Here is a 20,032-nt window from a genome sequence, read left to right as displayed (position 1 = left end):
TTAAAGGATTTATTAAAGCCGTTTTTGATTTGTAAAATTTATTAAAAACAACAATTCAATAAACAAAATAGATAAGTAACTAATTTAATTAATCCAAGTTCACTTTCATATATATCTAAACATGAAATGTAAAATTTGAAATAAACATAATAAAATGGAAAGCCTTCCAGAAAATAAAAAAATAGTTCTTTTTGACGGAGTTTGCAATCTGTGCAGTTCTGCTGTGCAATACATTATAAACCATGACAAAAAAGACATTTTCAGATTTGTTGCATTGCAATCAGAATTGGGTATTTCAATCTGCAAGTATCTAGGAATCAGTTTTTCTAAAATGGATAGTATTATTTTGTACGATCCAAAAACAGCGTATTTTTACAAGTCTTCTGCAGTAATTGAAATAGCTAAAAATTTTGGAGGCCTATGGAAGTTGACTCCTGTCTTTAGAATTGTTCCCATTTTTATCAGCGACAGAATTTACGATTACGTTGCAAAAAAAAGATACAATTGGTATGGCAAGAAAGAAAGCTGTATGATTCCGACTCCAGAGTTGAAATCTAAGTTTTTGTAGAAAATTCCAATGTAAAGATTCCAAATTCCAAAAAGCAAAACTTCAGTGAACGCAATATTGTCATTTCGACGAAGGAGAAATCTTCGTGAGAAATTCGACAAAGATTGGATTCTCGTTGCGGAGTTACTTGCGAAGATTTCTCCTTCGTCGAAATGACAAACTCAACGTAAAAACCTATAAAATATAAAAATCCCAAACTCCGGTAAATTTGGAATTTGGGATTTTTTTATTTGAAAATTATCAAAAAATTATCTGATCAATTTTCTGTATTTCAAACGTTTTGGAGTTAAATCACCGCCAAGACGTTTCTTTTTGTTTTCTTCATAATCTGAGAAACTTCCTTCGAAGAAATAAACTTCAGAATCTCCTTCGAAAGCTAAGATGTGAGTACAAATTCTATCTAAGAACCATCTGTCGTGAGAAATAATTACAGCACAACCTGCAAAATTTTCTAAACCTTCTTCAAGTGCACGAAGAGTATTTACGTCAAGGTCATTCGTTGGCTCATCCAGTAAAAGCACGTTTCCTTCTTCCTTCAAAGTCATTGCTAAGTGCAAACGGTTACGCTCACCACCAGAAAGCATGGAAACTTTTTTGTTTTGCTCGCCACCACCAAAGTTAAAACGTGATAAATAAGCTCTTGAGTTCACTTGCTTTCCTCCCATCATAATCAATTCCTGACCATCAGCAAAGTTTTCCCAAATAGATTTGTTTGGATCAATATTAGAGTGCGACTGATCTACGTAAGCAATTTTTACTGTGTCTCCAACAGAAAATTCTCCGCTATCAGTAGCTTGTTCGCCCATAATCATTTTGAAAATAGTCGATTTACCAGCACCGTTTGGTCCGATAATTCCAACAATACCAGCTTGTGGCAAAGTAAAGTTCAAATTATCATATAATAATTTATCACCAAAAGCTTTCGCAACATTTTTAGCCTCAATAACATTTGTTCCTAAACGAGGGCCATTCGGGATATAGATCTCTAATTTTTCGTCTAGTTGTTTTTGATCTTCATTTAATAATTTGTCGTAGTTCTGTAAACGCGCTTTTTGCTTAGTCTGACGACCTTTAGCTCCTTGACGAACCCACTCCAACTCACGCTCTAAAGTTTTTCTACGTTTAGAAGCCACTTTTTCCTCTTGAGCCAAACGGTTTGATTTTTGATCCAACCAAGAAGAATAATTTCCTTTCCATGGAATACCTTCTCCTCTATCTAACTCTAGAATCCATCCAGCAACATTATCCAAGAAATAACGGTCGTGCGTTACTGCAATTACAGTTCCTGAATATTGCGCTAAATGCTGCTCCAACCATAGAACTGACTCAGCATCAAGGTGGTTAGTTGGCTCATCTAATAACAATACATCTGGTTGCTGCAATAACAAACGGCATAAAGCTACACGACGACGCTCTCCTCCTGATAGGTTTTTAATTGGAGTATCTCCTTCTGGAGTACGCAACGCATCCATTGCGATTTCTAATTTTGTATCGATTTCCCAAGCACCAAGAGCATCAATTTTGTCTTGTAATGCCGCTTGACGGTCCATCAATTTATCCATTTTATCCTGATCTTCGTAGTATTCTGGAAGACCAAATAAGTCATTGATTTGGTTGTACTCCTCTAAAACTGCCATTGTTTCTGCAGCTCCTTCACGTACAATTTCGATAACTGTCTTAGAATCATCAAGAATTGGTTCTTGCTCTAAATATCCAACTGTATATCCAGGTTGAAAAACTACATCTCCTTGGTAGTTTTTGTCAACTCCAGCAATAATCTTTAAAAGAGAAGATTTTCCAGAACCGTTAAGTCCCAAAATACCAATCTTAGCACCATAAAAGAAACTAAGATAAATATTCTTAAGAACCGGTTTGTCTGCTCCCTGATAGGTTTTGCTCAATTTCTGCATTGAGAAAATTACTTTCTTATCGTCTGACATTTTTTATTTTTTTTATTATAATTATTTACTTTTTTTTAAATCTCAAAATTCTAAACTCTGCCTTTCAAAGCATTGAATACCCAAGCATTAGCAAAAAAACCAACTCCAACAGCAGCAAATCCCCACCCTGAGACATCACTGTATCTAAAGACTCCTAGAGCTATAAGCAACAATCCCATAAGTACCATTATAAAAGTAGCCCATCCTAAAACGGTATTTTTATTCATTCCCATAATTGTGTAATTATTTTTAAGTAGTAAAATTTTTAGAAACGCAAATATCGTGAATTTTGATGGCTTAATTAAATATTTTGTACAGCATTTCTTTTAGTAAATCCGATTGCGGTAAAGCATTGGCTCCCACACCTTTACTTTTAACATCAATATCGCGTAAGGCTCCAACAATTTGACTTACTTTTCTCATTGGATAGTTTTTTACTGCTAAATCATACTCTTTTAAGAAATACGGATTAACTCCAAGTGCTGAAGCGACATTTTTAGGGTTTTTATCTTTTAATCCGTGGTATTTTAAAAGCTGGACAAAGAACCCAAATACCAACCCAGTAGTCATAACTAAAGGATATTCTTTAGGGTTATGAGCAAAATTCTCTGCTATCTTATAAGCTTTCAATTGATTGCGTTCTCCGATTGCTTTTCTAAGCTCAAATACATTATAATCTTTGCTAAAACCAATATTCTCTTCGATATGCTCTGCAGTAATCATCGTTCCTTGTGGCAAAATAATCTGTAGCTTTTCTAGCTCATTGTTGATTTTACTCAAATCTGTACCTAAAAATTCAACCAGCATGGCATTGGCTTTCGGATCAATTGTATATTTTTTTCCAGCCAAAACGCGTTTAATCCAGTCTCCTACTTGATTTTCGTATAATTTTTTACTTTCATAAACAACGCCTTTTTGCCCTAATAGCTTAGTAACTTTTTTACGTTTATCGAGTGTTTTATATTTATAGCAAAAAACTAAAACAGTTGTTTGCATTGGATTTTCTACATAAGACTCTATTTTATCAATTGTTCTGGATAAATCCTGTGCTTCTTTTACGATAACAACCTGACGTTCAGACATCATAGGATAGCGTTTGGCCGTTGAAACAATATCATCAATTGATACATCTCTTCCATACAAAACTGTCTGATTAAAACCTTTTTCTTCTTCAGCTAATACATTCTGTTCAATATATTCAGACAATTTATCTATATAATAAGGTTCTTCACCCATTAAAAAATAAATCGGTTTAATATCTCCGGCTTTAATTTCATTAACAATTTTTACTACTTCGTCCATTCAATCTTTTGTTTCAAGTTTCAGGTTTCAAATTCTGTTTCAAAACTTGAAACTTTAAATTTGAAACCTGAAACTATTTTATATTTTTGCTTTATGCTTAAACTTAATTTCCCAGCTTATACTTTCCGATTCAAAAATAGCGAAAATAAAGTGTCTATTTTTGATGAAATCAGGAAAAAATTTATAATTCTTACGCCAGAAGAATGGGTTCGCCAACACGTAGTTCATTTTTTAATGCATGAAAAAAAATATCCCAAATCACTTATTAATGTCGAGAAAGTTTTAACCGTCAACGGATTACGAAAACGATACGACGTTGTTGTATTTAACCCAGATGGTTCTATACACATATTAGTAGAGTGCAAAGCGCCAGAAGTTAAAATCTCTCAGGCAACTTTTGATCAAATTGCACGTTACAATATGACAATGCAGGCACGGTTTTTGAATGTGACCAACGGACTGAACCATTTTTATTGTCAAATGGATTTTGAAAACGAGAAATATGAGTTTTTAAAAAATCTGCCTGACTATAAAGAAAACCACTAACAAATAATAAAGAACTAAGTACTTTTGGATAAAATAGCAGTTGTAATTTTAAATTGGAACGGAGTAAAATTGCTGGAGCAGTTTTTACCCTCTGTTATTCGGTTTTCAGAAGGAGCAGCAATTTACGTTGCTGACAATGATTCTACGGACAATTCTGTTGCGTATGTTACAGAACATTTTCCAACCGTAAAAATTGTAAAAAACTCAGGCAATTATGGTTTTGCAAAAGGTTATAATGACGCCTTAAAACATATTGATGCTGAAATATACGCATTAGTAAATTCAGATATTGAAGTCACCGAAAATTGGCTTCAACCCATTCTAGACACTTTCGAAAAAGAAAATCAAACTGCTATTATTCAGCCTAAAATTCTTGATTTCAAAAACAAGGAATATTTTGAATATGCAGGTGCTGCCGGTGGTTTTATCGATAAATACGGATTTCCTTTTTGCAGAGGAAGAATATTCGATACAATTGAAAAAGACAATGGGCAATACAATGATAATATAGAATTGTTCTGGGCTTCAGGCGCTTGTTTTTTTATTAGAAAAAACGTTTTTCATGAATTGGGAGGTTTTGATGAAAGCTTCTTCGCACATCAAGAAGAAATTGATTTATGCTGGCGAGCTGCAAATGAAGGACATATTATAAAATACAATTACCAATCTGTTGTTTATCATGTTGGCGGCGCAACTTTACAACAAGGAAATCCTAAAAAAACGTATTTGAATTTTAGAAATTCATTACTAATGTTGGTTAAAAATCTGCCTTCAAAAGGATTATTTTTTGTGATTTTTTTCCGCATGGTATTAGATGGCATTGCCGGTATCCGTTTTCTTACACAAGGCAAATTTGGGCACACTTTTGCCATTTTAAAGGCCCATTTTTCTTTTTATTGCTTATCTTTAAAATATCTTAAAAAACGAAAAGATTTTCAAATACAGCAATACTATTCGGTGAAAAGCATCGTTTTCCTTTATTATATCAAGAAATTGACCTTATTTAAAGAAATCTTTAACAGTATTCAAAATATTAAAAACTAAATTTGTAATCAAGTCTAATTAAAATTAAATTTATGAGAAAAATAGTTATCGCACTATCAGTATTAATGGCCCTAACATCTTGTGTTTCTAAAAAGAAATATGCAGAGTTAGAAGCTAAAAACAAAGAGACTCAAGATTTGTTAAACTCTTGTACTGTAAAATTAAACACGTGCTTAGAAGAAAAAGCTGGATTAGCTGCTACAGCTGAAAGCTACAAACAACATAATCAAGATTTAATCAACAGCTCTAAAGATTTAACTATCTTAACTACTAAAGGTGCTGAAAATCTTGAAAAATCTCTTGAAAGTTTAAAAGAAAAAGATTTGAAAATCTCTAGACTTCAAGACGCTTTAACTAAAAAAGACAGTGTTACTTTAGCATTAGTTACAAGCTTGAAAGGTGCTGTTGGAATCAATGATCCAGACATCGAAATTAATGTTGAAAAAGGAGTTGTATTTATCTCTATTGCTGATAAATTATTATTTAAAAGCGGAAGCTACGACGTAAGTGATAAAGCTAAATCTGTTTTAGCAAAAGTTGCTAAAGTTGTAAACGACAAACCAGATTTCGAATGTATGGTTGAAGGACACACTGATGACGTTCCTTACAAAAGCAACGGAATTATCTTAGACAACTGGGATTTAAGTGTTAAACGTTCTACTTCAATTGTACGTGTATTAACAAACGATCTTGGTGTTAACCCAGCTAAATTAATTGCTGCAGGTAGAAGTTCTTATGTACCATTAGTTGCAAACGATTCTGCTGAGAACAAAGCTCGTAACAGAAGAACTCGTATTGTTGTTATGCCAAAAATCGATCAATTCTATGATATGATTGAAAAAGAAATGAAGAAACAACAAAAATAATTAGAGTTTCACATACTTTATAATACAGAAAAAGCAGGTCTAATGACCTGCTTTTATGTATCCTTAATTTTTTTAATAACCAATTAAATATAAATCAAGAATAGCATTATTTTTAAATAACTAACTAAATTTTAACATAATAAAGTTACTCATAATTTCTCTACTTTTATACTTTTAGTGTATTTTTTTACAAAATATCAATATCTCCCTTACCTTCCCTTACGATAACTGGCTCATGTTCAGAAAGATCAATAATTGTAGAACCTACGTTATCTCCATAGCCACCATCGATTACAAGATCTACAATATTCTGCCATTTCTCGAAAATTAATTCTGGATCAGTAGTATATTCTATTACATCATCTTCATCTCGAATAGAAGTAGAAACAACCGGATTTCCTAATTGTCGAACAATCTCTAATATAATATTATTATCAGGTACACGAATACCAACTGTAGTTTTCTTTTTAAACTCTTTTGGCACACTATTATTTCCAGGTAAAATAAAAGTATAGGGTCCCGGCAAGGCTCTTTTTAAAATTTTAAAAGTCGAAGTATCAATCTGTCTTACATAATCTGACAAATTACTCAAATCGTGGCAAATAAATGAAAAGTTCGCCTTCTCTAATTTTACGCCTTTTATTCTAGCAATTTTTTCTAACGCTCTCGAATTGGTAATATCACAACCTAACCCATAAACAGTATCAGTTGGATAAATTACCAAACCACCATTCTGAAGCACTTTTACCACTTTTGCAATAGCAGCTTCACTAGGTTTATCTGGATATATTTTTATAAATTCGGCCATTTTTCTTTTTTGTTAGTTTTTGTTTCAGGTTTAAAGTTTCAAGTTATGCAGTTATTCTCAAAGTCAAGCAACCTGAAACTTGAAACTTTAAACCTGAAACAAAAATATTATTATCCTACGACATCTAATTTAGCAAATCTTAACAACAATTTCTTAATTCCTCCTACTTCAAATTTAATTTCTGCTTTTCTATCTGGCCCAACACCTTCTAGATTCATCACTTCTCCTTTTCCAAAACGTTCGTGCATTACCACATTTCCAACAGTTAGTTTACTGTCAAATAAATTCGAATTTCCGTTACTTGGCGCATTTCCAGAAACTGGTTTTAGTTTTCTAATATTTAAATCAGGCTTCGGATTGTTGTCTGTAATATGTTTTGGTGGAGTTCCTCCTACCGGTTTTGCCAATCGTAATTTTGATTTGTCTACATCTCCAAAAATATCGCCATCAATTGGAGACTTATAACGATAATTTGTTTCGGCTGGAGTTAAATATTCTAAAAACTGACCGTCAATTTCTTCAATAAAACGAGAAGGTTCACTATCCGTTAATTTTCCCCAACGGTAACGAGACTGAGCATAAGTCAAATACGCCTGATGTTCTGCACGGGTTAACGCTACGTAGAACAATCGGCGCTCTTCTTCCAATTCACTTCTCGTACTCATACTCATAGCACTTGGAAACAAATCTTCTTCCATACCCACCACAAATACATGCGGAAACTCCAGTCCTTTTGCTAAGTGAATTGTCATCAAAGCAACACGATCATCATCGTTTGTATCTTTATCCAAATCGGTTGCTAAAGCTACATCTTCCATAAACTCAGAAAGCGCACCTCTTGCTCCGTCAATTTCTCTTTGCCCTTCCGTAAAATCTTTAATACCGTTTAAAAGTTCTTCGATATTCTGAATTTTCGCCATCCCTTCAGGAGTAGCATCTTTCTTCAATTCCTGAACCAATCCGGTTTTCTTTGCAACGTGGTCTGTAATATAAAAAGCATCTTGATTCTGATCGATAACCTGAAAACTCTGGATCATAGTAACAAAATCTTTCAATTTGTTTTTTGTACCAGCATTCAATTTCAAATCGATTTTATCAATATTTACCATTACTTCCCAAATCGAACGTTTATAATGATTGGCCGCAATAGTTAATTTTTCGACTGTTGTATCTCCAATACCACGTGCTGGATAGTTGATTACACGAACCAAAGCTTCTTCGTCTTTCGGATTTAAAACCAGACGCAAATAACATAAAACGTCCTTAATCTCTTTACGTTGATAGAAAGACAAACCTCCATAAATTCTATACGGAATATCCCGTTTTCTTAAAGCATCCTCCATGGCGCGCGACTGAGCGTTGGTACGATACAAAATTGCAAAAGCACCATTATGCAATTGATTTTGCATTTTCTGTTCAAAAATCGTACTTGCAACAAAACGACCTTCTTCTGCATCAGTCAAACTTCTATGAACTTTAATTTTTGGTCCAAACTCGTTTGCTGTCCAAACTACTTTATCTAGTTTGGTTTTATTGTGTTCCATCACGGTATTTGCCGCTTCTACAATGTTTCTTGTTGAACGGTAATTCTGCTCTAAACGAAACATAATTACACCTTCATAATCTTTTTGGAAATTCAGAATGTTATTGATATTCGCACCACGGAAAGCATAAATACTCTGCGCATCATCTCCAACCACACAAATATTCTGAAATCTATCCGATAAAGCCCTAACAATCAAATATTGGGAGTGATTCGTATCTTGGTACTCATCAACCAAAATATAACGGAAACGATCTTGGTATTTAGCTAAAACCTCAGGGAAACGAGTTAATAGCTCATTGGTTTTCAACAACAAATCATCAAAATCCATTGCGCCAGCCTTAAAACAACGATCCACATACTGCTGATAAATCTCTCCTAATCGCGGTCTTTTGGCCATTGCGTCAGCCTCAACCAATTCTGGATTGTTAAAATAAGCTTTAACCGTAATTAAACTATTTTTATAATTAGATATACGTCCTAAAATTTGTTTTGGTTTGTAAATATCACGATCCAGCTGCATTTCTTTTATAATAGAAGAAATCAGCCTAGCCGAATCCTGAGAATCATAAATTGTAAAGTTTGAAGGATACCCCAAATGATCTGATTCGGCACGCAAAATACGAGCAAAAATAGAGTGGAAAGTTCCCATCCAAAGGTTTTTTGCTTCGCTCGCTCCCACAATATCAGAGATCCTGTGTTTCATCTCGCGGGCTGCTTTATTGGTAAAAGTAAGCGACAAAATATTGAAGGCATCAATACCTTGAGCCATCAAATACGCAATTCTAATTGTTAAAACACGTGTTTTTCCCGAACCTGCACCAGCAATAATAATCATTGGCCCGTCTTTCTTTAAAACAGGCGCTCTCTGCGCTTCGTTGAGCTGGTCAATATATTTCTGCATGTAATTTTCTCCTTTTATGCAAAAATAAGAATTAAAAAAGAAAGTTCCTAAGATGCTTTTGGAAGGTTCTAAGTTCCTAAGATTCTAATATGCTAAGTTTTTTTTCGAAGCCAAACAAAAGGCATTTTTTCAAACATGGTTTCCCGCTTTCGGCTATATCTCTCAGCTCCGCTAGGAGGATACCGCCTCAATCGGGGCTAAAATCAAACAATTTTTTTAAGATGCTAAGGTTCTAAGATTCTAAGTTTTTTCGAAGCCAAACAAAGGGCATTTTTTCAGACATGGTTCCCGCTTTCGGCTATATCTCTTCGCTCCGCTACGAGGATACCGCCTCAATCGGGGCTAGAAAACAGACAATTGGTTTTCTTTAAATATTTTGAGAAAACTTGGAATTAGATATTATATTTATTTTTTAATTTTTCTTTAAAATCAGAAAAAGAAATAACTCTTCCAGCTTTAATATCATCCATACTTTTTTGAAGTTCTTTATTTAAATCTTCATCGGGAACATCGTTAAAAAAAACTTCAGCATCTTCTATAATTTCATCCATTTTCTTATGTTTTCTAATTTTTAATTGCCTCCAATTATTATGCCATACAGTTTTGAATAGCCGTTGGTTTTAACCAACGGTCAAGTTTAAAATATAATTAGGCTTTAGCCAAAATCGTAAAGTTTGGCTAAAGCCTAGTCCATTTAATTTAAAGAACCGTTGGTTAAAACCAACGGCTATTCAAAAAAAAAAAAACTCAGTATCTCAGATTCTTAGAATCTTAGAATCCTTATTTAAAAAACACATCATAAGCAAATCGTATCAAAGTTCCGACAACCACAATCAAAAAGAAAATTCTAATAAATCCGTTTCCTTTGTTAATGGCTAGTTTTGCTCCGAGCCAACCTCCAAGTCCATTGCTAATTGCCATTGGAATTGCAATTGTCCAAATGATTTTTCCTTTAATCATAAATAGGCAAATCGAACCGAAATTGGTTGCTAAATTTACCATTTTAGCATTCGCAGAAGCGTGAAGAAAATCGAAACCTAAAAGCGCAATAAAAGCCACAACAAAGAAACTTCCTGTTCCTGGCCCGATGAATCCGTCATAAAATCCAACAATTATACTAATAACAACAGCATAAAATATTTGGGTTGTTGCCGAATGGTCTTTAGCAACATGCTGTCCGAAATTTTTCTTGGCGTAGGTATATACAAATAACAACGATAAAACCACTAACAAAAGCGATTTCATAAAATCATTGCTGACCAATGTTAAAATTGTAGAGCCTAAAAATGCTGACGGAACCGCCAAACACATCATAATAATTAAGAGTTTCCACTGAATCACTACTTTCTTCAAATATTGAAAAGCCGCAAAAGCAGTTCCGCTAAATGCTGGAATTTTCAAGGTTCCAACTACAGTCGAAACAGGAAGATTTGGTAATAAAATTAATCCCATTGGGGTTTGGATTAATCCGCCGCCGCCTACAATTGCATCAATAAATCCCGCAGCAAACGCCGCCAAACAAAGAAAAAGTATTAGATATGAATCCATTGCAAATATATTTTTGATCTCAATAAAAAACAAGTTGCAAAAGTACAGCTTCCTTTTTGTTTATTACCATAAATTTAAAGTTGATTTTTGATCAAAAAGTATATTTTTGCTTAAAAATTATTCAAATGGATTTCAACAAAATAATAGAACTTGCGAGTTATACTTTACCAGCCTTAGTTACAGGAGTTGTAGCTTATCGTTTTTTTGAGTTACATATTAAAAACAACGACAGAAAACGTGCTTTTTTATTAAACAAACAAGCACACAAAGAATCATTGCCCTTACGTTTACAGGCTTACGAACGTATGACTTTGTTTTTGGAGCGTATTAACTTGACAAAATTGTTAATCAGAATTTCTCCTATTTCTCAAAATAAACATGATTACGAAAATTATATAATTGACCAAATTGAACAGGAATTTGAACACAATTTAACACAGCAAATCTATATGTCAGAAGAATGCTGGACAATCATTATAACGGCAAAAAATGCAACAATCCAAATGATTCGTAAAGCTGCAATGAGCGATAAAGTTGAAAATGCTGATAAACTTCGAGAAGTAATCTTGAATGATTTATTAGAAAAACAATCTCCAAGTAACGCCGCTTTGAGTTTCATTAAAAGTGAAGTTGCAGACCTTTGGTATTAAAAATATTTTAGATTGTAGATTGCAGATTTTAGATTGATTTTTCTAAATCTGAACTGTAAAATCTACAATCTTAAATCTTAAATCTTAAATCTTAAATAAATATCTTATTGTCGCTCATTACTTCGGACTTATTCTGAGCATACTCATAACCTTGTTCCCACCATTCTTTCATTACCTCCTTATTAAAAATCAAGGCATTATCGGTTAACTTAATGGGAGTGTAATATAAATTTAGTTTTACATTCTTATTGTTTGCCATAAGTTTTCCTATAGCAATATCATGTTTTTCAACTTGATCTAAAGCAATTCGGAACAAATCGATCATTAAGGAAAACGGATTTTTACCAATTACTGTTTTCGTTGTATTTACCTCTGTTTCAAGTACGATTACGTCTATTTCTGTAGCTCCTCTGTTAATTGCTTCACGTATTGGAACCAAGCTCGAAAATCCGCCATCACCATATTCGCAGTTGTTTTTTTCAACCAAACTCATAAAAGGAACATAATTACTCGATATCCAAGACCATTCGCAAAATTCTTCATACGTACAGTCTTTTACCGATTTATATTCAGATTCGTTTTTAGTAAAATTGGTTACCGTAACAATAACGTCGGTTTTTAGTTTTTTGAGTTTATTAAAATCTGAAAGAGAAAAATTATTCTGAATATACTTTTTTAGTCCTTTACTTTCTCCAAAAGTACGTTTCCCTTTAAAAAACTGACGTAATACATTAAAGTGATTAATGGTCACAATATCAACGCCATCTTTATTTTTTACCACAAACGGACAAATATTAAAAATACTCGACATAGTAACATTGGTATATACAGAATGTATTTTTTTAATATGACCGAGAGCTAAATGCGGAATTAATAAACTTCCTGTTGAAGTTCCTAAAAACAAATCGTATTCATGTCTTTTTTCTTCTATTAAATACTGGGCAACACCACCGGCAAAAGCGCCTTTACTGCCGCCACCTGAAATAACCAATGCTCTCATAAATTGTAATATAGGTTTTGTTTTTGGATTTTATTTAAGCTGAAAGAATATAGAATATAGAAAAAAAGACTTCTGCTCAATTTATTTTCTATTCTCTATTTTCTATTCTCTAAAGCTCTTTCAATAAACGATTCAATTGGAATTGTTCATCGGGTGTCAAATTAGGTAAAATTCTATTAAATGAAGCACGCATTTCAGGATTTTTTAACAGAAGTCTAATTGTGTCCCTTCCAAATTTTGAAAACTGCCACATATGGTGTGTAGTAGCGCCAACTAAATTACTCAAAACCTGATCGTTAATAATTTTAAAGGCGATTAACTTTTCTAAAGCATTTTGTCGTGTTGTGGCTTCATATTTGGTAGACGAAAACGCAATCAACTCATTTACCAAAAAATCTGGATCATTACTATAGTTTGGTGTTGACAAAGCAAGAGAAAGCCACAACGTTCTTAGATTATAATCATTAAAACCAATCCAATCTTTAGATTTATCCAAATATTCGGTTCTATGATTAGGGAAATTTCTCCAAAGCCAATACAGTGCTACTTCTTCTGTCTGATAGGATTTATCATCTAAAAGTGTTTCGTAATTTGCTCTAAAATCTTCTGGAATTTTGGTTAAAGATCCGGCCAGATTTTGACGGACTTTAATATTATTGGTTTGCATTGCTAAAAGCAATAGCGACTTTTTATCTTCGTATTTTTCATTTTCCAACTGATCAACAACCGCTTCTTTTACAGATTGGTAAACATCTGATTCTAAAACATTTTTCAAGATATCTGTTTTTTCTCTTAAAGGCGTTTTTTTTAGTTTATCGATTTCCAATCTTTTTTGGATTGCCTTGTTTTTACTTAATAAAGCATTTGCAGTTGGCGTGTCAAAAGCAGTTGATTCCAGCCAAGTTTTTTGAAATTTATCCAAATCGAAATCAGATACTTTTTTTATTTCGTCGAAAAAATTCTGTGTGTTTACGGTTTGATAAGCGTATTTATTTAAATAACTTTTAATTGCTTTTTTAAACGCCTTATCTCCAATAGATTCATGCAAAACGAATAGTGCCCAAGCTCCTTTTTCGTAAAATGTGAGCGAACTTGCTTTTGGATTTAAAACTGGAATCGTATCGGTGCGAGAAGCAAATTTTATCTGCTGTGCCGTATCGTATAATTTAGAATAAAAGTAATCTTCTCCATAAATATCTTTTTCAGCAAGCAAGGCAAAGTATGTCGCAAATCCTTCCTGAAGCCAATGATGCGTACTACTTTCAGCGGTAATCAAATCACCAAACCAATGATGTGCCAATTCATGCGCATCTACATTGGTATAATTTCGATCGCAAAAACCTGTTGAATCTACTACATATCGTGTTGCAAAAAGAGTTGAAGTTGTATTCTCCATTCCAGCATACAAAAAATCTCTAACAGGAATCTGTCTGTTAATCTTCCAAGGATATTTTACGCCAATTTCTTTTTCCAGAAAATCAAAAATTCGTTTTGAATAACGATAAGTTGGTTCAAAACGACCTGCATCTTTAGGCTCGTAATAATATTCTAAAGGTATTCTGCTTTTAGATTTAAACTCTCTTTTATCAAATTTTCCGATTGCCAGCATTAACAAATACGAGCTCATTGGCTTCTCCATCTGATATTGCCAGTGATTTAGATTTCCGTTAGCCGTCTTTTCTTTTAAAACTCCGTTTGAAACTACTTGATAGTCTTTATCGTAAGAAATGCCTAGATTAAATATCAATTTTTCATTCACATCATCAAAACTTGGAAACCAATTACTCGTGTATCTTCCCTGCCCTTGTGTCCAGATTTGTACTTCTTCGTTTTCCATATCAACAAAATACAAGGCTTGTTTTGGTTTTGTCGAATAATTAAAAGTTAGATGATTTTCTCCTTTTTTAAATGGAAAAACCAATTTTAATTGTTTGGTTGTATTCAAGAAAATGATTTCTTTTTCGTTGATTTTCACATTCGAGAATTCCATGTTTTTAGCGTCAAGCGAAATCGTATCACAGTCCTTTAAAACCTCAAATTGAAAATCGACAGCACCCGAAACTGTTTTTTCTTTTGAATTTAAAGACAATTGACCTGAAACAGATTTAAAATCGACGTATTGTGTTTGCTGTGCAAAAAGAAAACCAGTGAATAATAAAAAGATGTATTTCATTGAAACAAATTTGAAGGCGAAATCCCAAAGTTACAAAAGGTTTCCTTTACAAATAGAATGAAATTTGTAAGTTTACCATATAAAACCGCAAATCGTGTCGATACCTCAAAAAGCCTTATTTAACTGGAGCAGCGGTAAAGATTCTGCTCTAGCCTTATACAAAACACTTCAAAATACTGATTTTCAGACAGAATGTTTATTGACAAGCGTAAATCAGCAATATCAACGCATTTCGATGCACGGAATTCGCGTTGAACTATTACAGGAACAAGCACAAAGCATCGGAATTCCGTTAAAAATTCTTGAAGTTCCAGAAATGCCAACTATGGAAGTTTATGAAAAAGTGATGACTGAAGTCTTAACCGAATTAAAAGAAAACGGAATAACACATTCTATTTTTGGAGATATTTTTCTGGAAGATTTGCGTCAATATCGCGAAAATCAATTGGCAAAAATTGGCTTAAAAGGTGTTTTTCCGATCTGGAAAATTCCAACTCAAGATTTAATTCAGGAATTTATTGCATTGGGATTCAAAACAATTGTCGTTTGTGTAAACGAAAAATATTTGAACAAAAGTTTTGTTGGTAGAGTTATCGATCAGGATTTCATAAATGACTTGCCTAAAAATGTAGATGTTTGCGGTGAAAATGGTGAATTTCATACTTTTACTTTCGACGGACCCATATTTTCTAAACCAATTGATTTTGAAATTGGAGAAATTGTTTATCGAAAATATGAAAAACCAGAACAAAAAGATTCGTCAAACACTGCTTGCGACACCAATGATCAAACTGCTTTTGATTTTGGATTCTGGTATTGTGATTTAATTAAAAAATAAATGAAGTTTTTTTATAAATTTATATTTCTAGTTCTTATTTCTTTCTCTTTGCAAAGTTGTTTGGTTAACAGGTGTAAAAGACCACAAATTACTGGCTATATTTACGATGCAGAGACGAAACAACCTATAGGAAATTGTACAGTTAGAGAGACTTTAAGTCAATCAAACGGTTACTTTTCATTAGCAGAGAAGCGCTATCGCCAATTTACATTTTTTGGTTTCGAGGCGCCAACTTTAGCTGTAAATGAAGCGATTAAAAAAGAAGGTTACGAATCTCAAAACATTCAATTTATACAGCCTTTTGGCGGTGGATTGAAAAAAGGAGCTTTTCATAATGCAGACACTATTTACATCAAGAAGAATATTTTAAAAACAAACTAATATGGCTTTAAAAGAAAATGATGAAGTGAAAAAAGTACTATTCTTTTTGAATGAAATTGGCATTGAAATTATTGAAAAAGAGCTTGAAGAAACCTTTTTGCCAGGCTTAGATTTAGGGCCTAATTGCATTTATATCGATTATACTAAATTATTATATCCTGGCGATATTTTACATGAAGCTGGACATCTTGCAGTAACAATTCCTTCAGAAAGAGAATTGGTTGGTTCGACACAAATTTCTAAAGATTGGCCGACTCAAGGCGATGAGATTGCGGCTATTTTATGGTCGTATGCTGCATTGCATCATTTACAATTTCCTGCTGAATTTGTATTTCATCCAAACGGATACAAAGGTCATTCTGAGTGGTTTATTTCTAACTTCGAATCTGGAAATTATATGGGATTGCCTCTTCTGGAATGGATGGGATTGTGTCTTGGAAATAAAAAAGCCGGAAAAGAAAATAAATCTCCTTTTCCGGCTATGCAAAAATGGCTTCGGGATTGATCTTAAGTAGATTGATCTACAAAAGTTTTCAAGAACCATTTGTTATCTTTTAGTTCAAAAATGTAATCAATATAAATTCCGCTATCAAGTCCTCGTTCTTGAAGTGTGACTTTATTTTTCTTTACCACCAAGGCGCGCTTCAAATATTTCTCATCCGATTTTCTACTCAAATTAAGGGATTTATAATTTTCTTTTGGCATTGTATAATCCGCTAATTCAAAATCATCATTATTCATTTTGTATTTTAAAGGAAAAATAACTCTGCTAATTTGAAATTTCTGATCTTCATTAAATTTCTTAAAAAAGACATTAAAATCTTCTGGAGCTGTTTTGGCATTCTGAGCATAAACTGCAGCATTTAAACTCATTGCAAAAACAAAAACTATAAAAAAGTACTTTTTCATTATTCTTCATACATTTTAAGCAAGTTCGTAACGGTATTCCAGTTTCGAATTGTTGCTGTTACATTCAATTTTTTCTCGATATATTTTTGATCAAAACGTGTTTTTCCAGCGCCAACGGCATATTTAATAAAAATCCTATTTTCATCAATACTGGCTTCGTCTGGTTTAAACTGACTGATTTTCAAATCGTTTATACTTTCCTTTTTTAAATTCATTGAAACAAAGGCCACATAAAGCTTTTTGGTATCAATATCTTTCTCTTTTAAAAACGGATTATTGGCAAAACAAGATTCTAAGTTCTCTTTGGTAATCATCACAACAGGAACTTCATGTCCAAAAACTTTAAATATTTCCTGTTTGATCATAAAACCAACTTTAGAGGCTTCTTCTTCGCTGTCTACAAAGACATTTCCAGACTGCAGATACGTTCGAACATTCTTAAAACCAATATTTTCCAGCATTGCTTTCAAAGCTTCCATTTTCATCATGTTATGCCCAGAAACGTTGATTCCGCGTAAAAGCGCTAAATGTGTTTTCATTTTTCTAATTTTATTCAAAGATAAAAACTACTATTCATCTTCTTCGCTGATTTCGATACCAAACTTTACTAAAAAATCGTTAAACTTTTGCTTATACTTTCTTTGCGCCTGATCTACAATTTCATCTGCTTCTTCGTTAGTTTCTATTGCATCGAGATTAAACTCTTTTTTAACCCATTCGTGAAACTCTTCCAGGTTTTCGCTTTCTTCATAATACTCATCGTCTTTATAGAAATACGCCTTGTCAAAATCAACAGAGATTTCAGTATTTAGAGTTAGAAGCTGAATCAATTTTTGAGTGTTTTCTGCAACGACATGAACTCCTCCTTCGTCACCAAAAACCACAATCGGACAATTATTCAAATCTTTGTCAATAAGCCAATACGCATACGAACTTCCTGAACCATTCGCGCCTGCAAATTCGATAAAACTATTGTAAAACTCTTCTTCTTCAGACCATGTTTTTATTCCTGTTTTCTCTTCAGTTATAGTAAGTCCAAAACATTCCGAATAAGATTCTACTCCATGTTCTTGCTCGAACTCATATAATTTTACTAAATCTTCAGGTAATTTATAGTCGCCAAATTGAACTGCAAATTCTTCTAACGAAAAACTGCTATCATAATCTCCATATTCTGTTTCATCATCTTCGTCATCTTCTTCTTCGGCTTCTAGAGCCATCAATATTTCAAATGTTTTCATGACAGCATTTTTTACGCAGAAAAACTCAATTCCTGGAGCATTTTCGTCATTCATCCATTGGTATTTTGGATCTCCGTTTTCATTAAGATATTCTAGAATAATCATAATTTCTTCATCTTCATGACACCATAAAGCACGCATTCTGATGTTAAAACCATTAGAAATTTCTTCAGAAATCTGGCTGTATTTTTTTCCTTCATAATCAAAAGGAATAAACAAATAAGTGGTTCCAGAAATATGCCTAACTATTTTTCCGTTTTCTTTCAATTCTTCATTTTCAGACAAAACTTCCACCATATTGATAAACTGATTGCGGAAATCTGCATACGAATACTGCTCTTTTTTATCGTAATCTAAGATCGAAAGTCCTTCTTTAAAAATATCTAAATAGTTATTGCCCAATATTTCGCTGCCATAACTTGAAAGCTCTACAAAAGCATCGTCTACAATATCTGAAAGTTTGTGTGTAGAAGGCAGATAATTCTCAACAGTTATAATAGATCCGTCAGTGTCTTGCACATTACTGCAAATCAAAACGTCGGGTCTGCCCGAACTTATAATCGCCTGAACATCTGTAAAACGTTCAAAATGAAACAGCATGTCATCTGTATAAACCAGCCAAGCTATAAGATCGCCTTTTACAAAAAGTTCTCCATGATTGTATTCTCCCGCAAGTGTATCGCACTGTAAGCCTCCGCCTAAATAATGAACGCTTCCGAACAAATTGATATTGACTGTTGTTGTCTTTCCTAAAACAATTAAAGCCGGAGAATTATCCGTATCATAAGAACTGATAAGATTTGCAACTGTTAGATTTCCTTTGAAAATAAATCCTAAAATGAAAATATCCGGATGTTCTTCTGTGCTGAAATCCATCTCAAATAAATCCATTTCTACATCATCTTCTGCTAATAAAAATATCGGATTTTCTTCGTAATCAGGAAAACGCCAAGTATCTTCAAAAACATTATAAATTTTCTGATTCTTGAAATCGGTAAGATCTCCAATAATATTGTGGGCTTCGTGTCGGTTAATTACCTTGAATGTAATACCAGAAAACACCATAGTTTCAAAAGGAACTTTTTCTTCTTTAATCATAATTTGAGGCTTATAATTTAAATGTTTTAACAAATCTAATAATCTTTTTTATTAAAATTATACTGACGATAAAAATAAAAAACTCTGTTAGTTTCCCAACAGAGTTTTACAGCTTTTACTTATTTCAATTTTAATTTGCTTTCTTAAATACAAAACTGCCGTCACATGCGCGAGCATCATCTAGCAGATGTCCTGACTTGTCCAGAGTAAAACTTTCTATCAAACTGCCTGTACAGTTTGAAATGAATGAATTTTCCTTTTTCTCTTTATAAGTTAATACAAAACGAGTTAAATTTTCTTTGCTTATAATCTCAAAAGTTCCTGTAAGCGTTACATCAATATTTTCATAAACTCTCCTTTTTGAAAATGTATTGTCTTTATTAAATACATAAGAATACTGATTTGAAGAAGGGTCGTTTGAAAACTTAGCCTCGGTATACTGTATCCACTTCCCGTAATAATCTATAACGGCTGCATCTGCCTTGTCGCTTGAATCGTCGTTAGAGCAAGAAATTAAAGAAACAAACATTGCAATCAAAAGTCCAATTTTTTTCATTTTTATAGTTTTTATTGAGTTAATTATTATTAAGATTTTACTTTCTTAAAACAGTTGCGTCTAAACATTACAACTTAACGATAAGTTAATATTCAAACACTTGAAAACAACAAATCA

The 20,032-nt window shown here is 33.0% G+C and carries 21 protein-coding genes; 8 read left to right on the top strand and 13 right to left on the bottom strand.

Annotated features, from left to right (window positions below):
- The first annotated feature begins 154 nt into the window (after nucleotides 1-154).
- Entirely contained in the window at nucleotides 155-568 is a 414-nt protein-coding gene (locus tag NCC77_RS13700; RefSeq protein ID WP_250836078.1) for a thiol-disulfide oxidoreductase DCC family protein, read from the top strand.
- A gap of 248 nt (nucleotides 569-816) precedes the next feature.
- Here NCC77_RS13700 and ettA read toward each other — a convergent pair whose 3' ends face one another.
- From ettA to holA, 3 genes are all read right to left on the bottom strand, one after another.
- Nucleotides 817-2,508, bottom strand: a complete 1,692-nt coding sequence (gene ettA / locus NCC77_RS13695) for an energy-dependent translational throttle protein EttA (RefSeq protein ID WP_198855721.1) — start codon at nucleotides 2,506-2,508, stop codon at nucleotides 817-819.
- A 50-nt stretch (nucleotides 2,509-2,558) separates the two neighbouring features.
- Nucleotides 2,559-2,741, bottom strand: a complete 183-nt coding sequence (locus tag NCC77_RS13690; protein ID WP_250836077.1) for a CAL67264 family membrane protein — start codon at nucleotides 2,739-2,741, stop codon at nucleotides 2,559-2,561.
- A gap of 64 nt (nucleotides 2,742-2,805) precedes the next feature.
- On the bottom strand, nucleotides 2,806-3,810 hold the full coding sequence (gene holA / locus NCC77_RS13685) for a DNA polymerase III subunit delta (RefSeq protein WP_250836076.1): 1,005 nt from the start codon (nucleotides 3,808-3,810) through the stop codon (nucleotides 2,806-2,808).
- A gap of 93 nt (nucleotides 3,811-3,903) precedes the next feature.
- Here holA and NCC77_RS13680 point away from each other — a divergent pair, with 93 nt between their 5' ends.
- The 3 genes from NCC77_RS13680 to NCC77_RS13670 are packed head-to-tail and all read left to right on the top strand — an operon-like array spanning nucleotide 3,904 to nucleotide 6,266.
- On the top strand, nucleotides 3,904-4,356 hold the full coding sequence (locus NCC77_RS13680; protein WP_248726757.1) for a type I restriction enzyme HsdR N-terminal domain-containing protein: 453 nt from the start codon (nucleotides 3,904-3,906) through the stop codon (nucleotides 4,354-4,356).
- A 24-nt stretch (nucleotides 4,357-4,380) separates the two neighbouring features.
- Nucleotides 4,381-5,400 (top strand): glycosyltransferase family 2 protein, encoded by a 1,020-nt coding sequence (locus NCC77_RS13675; protein ID WP_250836075.1) that lies wholly within the window; start codon nucleotides 4,381-4,383, stop codon nucleotides 5,398-5,400.
- 32 nt (nucleotides 5,401-5,432) lie between these two features.
- Nucleotides 5,433-6,266, top strand: a complete 834-nt coding sequence (locus tag NCC77_RS13670; RefSeq protein ID WP_095929259.1) for an OmpA/MotB family protein — start codon at nucleotides 5,433-5,435, stop codon at nucleotides 6,264-6,266.
- 187 nt (nucleotides 6,267-6,453) lie between these two features.
- Here the strand turns inward: NCC77_RS13670 and NCC77_RS13665 are convergent, their stop codons facing one another.
- From NCC77_RS13665 to NCC77_RS13650, 4 genes are all read right to left on the bottom strand, one after another.
- On the bottom strand, nucleotides 6,454-7,074 hold the full coding sequence (locus NCC77_RS13665) for an L-threonylcarbamoyladenylate synthase (protein WP_250836074.1): 621 nt from the start codon (nucleotides 7,072-7,074) through the stop codon (nucleotides 6,454-6,456).
- A 110-nt stretch (nucleotides 7,075-7,184) separates the two neighbouring features.
- Entirely contained in the window at nucleotides 7,185-9,521 is a 2,337-nt protein-coding gene (locus NCC77_RS13660) for an ATP-dependent helicase (RefSeq protein WP_250836073.1), read from the bottom strand.
- Nucleotides 9,522-9,913: 392 nt separating this feature from the next.
- Nucleotides 9,914-10,072, bottom strand: coding sequence for a hypothetical protein (locus NCC77_RS13655; protein ID WP_250836072.1), 159 nt, complete (start codon nucleotides 10,070-10,072; stop codon nucleotides 9,914-9,916).
- Between the two features lie 229 nt (nucleotides 10,073-10,301).
- On the bottom strand, nucleotides 10,302-11,069 hold the full coding sequence (locus NCC77_RS13650) for a sulfite exporter TauE/SafE family protein (RefSeq protein ID WP_250836071.1): 768 nt from the start codon (nucleotides 11,067-11,069) through the stop codon (nucleotides 10,302-10,304).
- Between the two features lie 125 nt (nucleotides 11,070-11,194).
- Here NCC77_RS13650 and NCC77_RS13645 point away from each other — a divergent pair, with 125 nt between their 5' ends.
- Complete coding sequence (locus tag NCC77_RS13645) at nucleotides 11,195-11,719, top strand: DUF7935 family protein (protein WP_250836070.1); 525 nt, start codon at nucleotides 11,195-11,197, stop codon at nucleotides 11,717-11,719.
- A gap of 91 nt (nucleotides 11,720-11,810) precedes the next feature.
- Here NCC77_RS13645 and NCC77_RS13640 read toward each other — a convergent pair whose 3' ends face one another.
- Together NCC77_RS13640 and NCC77_RS13635 are read right to left on the bottom strand one after the other, a co-directional pair.
- Nucleotides 11,811-12,719 carry a patatin-like phospholipase family protein gene (locus NCC77_RS13640; RefSeq protein ID WP_250836069.1) on the bottom strand — a complete coding sequence of 303 codons (909 nt, stop codon included), beginning with the start codon at nucleotides 12,717-12,719 and terminating at the stop codon, nucleotides 11,811-11,813.
- A gap of 109 nt (nucleotides 12,720-12,828) precedes the next feature.
- Nucleotides 12,829-14,892: a M1 family aminopeptidase gene (locus NCC77_RS13635; protein ID WP_250836068.1), complete on the bottom strand. Its 2,064-nt coding sequence runs from the start codon at nucleotides 14,890-14,892 to the stop codon at nucleotides 12,829-12,831.
- Between the two features lie 100 nt (nucleotides 14,893-14,992).
- On the opposite strand from NCC77_RS13635, the gene NCC77_RS13630 reads away from it, so the two are divergent.
- Genes NCC77_RS13630 through NCC77_RS13620 form a run of 3 tightly spaced genes read left to right on the top strand, consistent with a single transcriptional unit; the run spans nucleotide 14,993 to nucleotide 16,616 of the window.
- Nucleotides 14,993-15,730 carry a Dph6-related ATP pyrophosphatase gene (locus NCC77_RS13630; RefSeq protein WP_250836260.1) on the top strand — a complete coding sequence of 246 codons (738 nt, stop codon included), beginning with the start codon at nucleotides 14,993-14,995 and terminating at the stop codon, nucleotides 15,728-15,730.
- A complete protein-coding gene (locus NCC77_RS13625; protein WP_250836067.1) occupies nucleotides 15,731-16,111 on the top strand; it encodes a hypothetical protein in 381 nt (126 codons plus the stop codon). It abuts the gene before it with no gap.
- Nucleotide 16,112: 1 nt separating this feature from the next.
- A complete protein-coding gene (locus NCC77_RS13620; protein WP_250836066.1) occupies nucleotides 16,113-16,616 on the top strand; it encodes a hypothetical protein in 504 nt (167 codons plus the stop codon).
- 2 nt (nucleotides 16,617-16,618) lie between these two features.
- Here the strand turns inward: NCC77_RS13620 and NCC77_RS13615 are convergent, their stop codons facing one another.
- The 4 genes from NCC77_RS13615 to NCC77_RS13600 form a co-directional block, all read right to left on the bottom strand.
- A complete protein-coding gene (locus NCC77_RS13615; protein ID WP_250836065.1) occupies nucleotides 16,619-17,020 on the bottom strand; it encodes a DUF4348 domain-containing protein in 402 nt (133 codons plus the stop codon).
- Entirely contained in the window at nucleotides 17,020-17,559 is a 540-nt protein-coding gene (locus NCC77_RS13610) for a DUF1697 domain-containing protein (protein ID WP_250836064.1), read from the bottom strand. Before NCC77_RS13610 ends, NCC77_RS13615 begins: the two co-directional genes overlap by 1 nt.
- 30 nt (nucleotides 17,560-17,589) lie before the next feature.
- A complete protein-coding gene (locus tag NCC77_RS13605; RefSeq protein WP_250836063.1) occupies nucleotides 17,590-19,359 on the bottom strand; it encodes a hypothetical protein in 1,770 nt (589 codons plus the stop codon).
- Between the two features lie 130 nt (nucleotides 19,360-19,489).
- Complete coding sequence (locus NCC77_RS13600) at nucleotides 19,490-19,915, bottom strand: hypothetical protein (protein WP_250836062.1); 426 nt, start codon at nucleotides 19,913-19,915, stop codon at nucleotides 19,490-19,492.
- Nucleotides 19,916-20,032: the final 117 nt, after the last annotated feature.

The organism is Flavobacterium tyrosinilyticum (assembly GCF_023656565.1).
GTDB classification, from domain to species: domain Bacteria; phylum Bacteroidota; class Bacteroidia; order Flavobacteriales; family Flavobacteriaceae; genus Flavobacterium; species Flavobacterium tyrosinilyticum.
The sequence above is the reverse complement of the archived record's forward strand: the minus strand, read 5'-3'. Positions and strand labels throughout refer to the sequence as shown.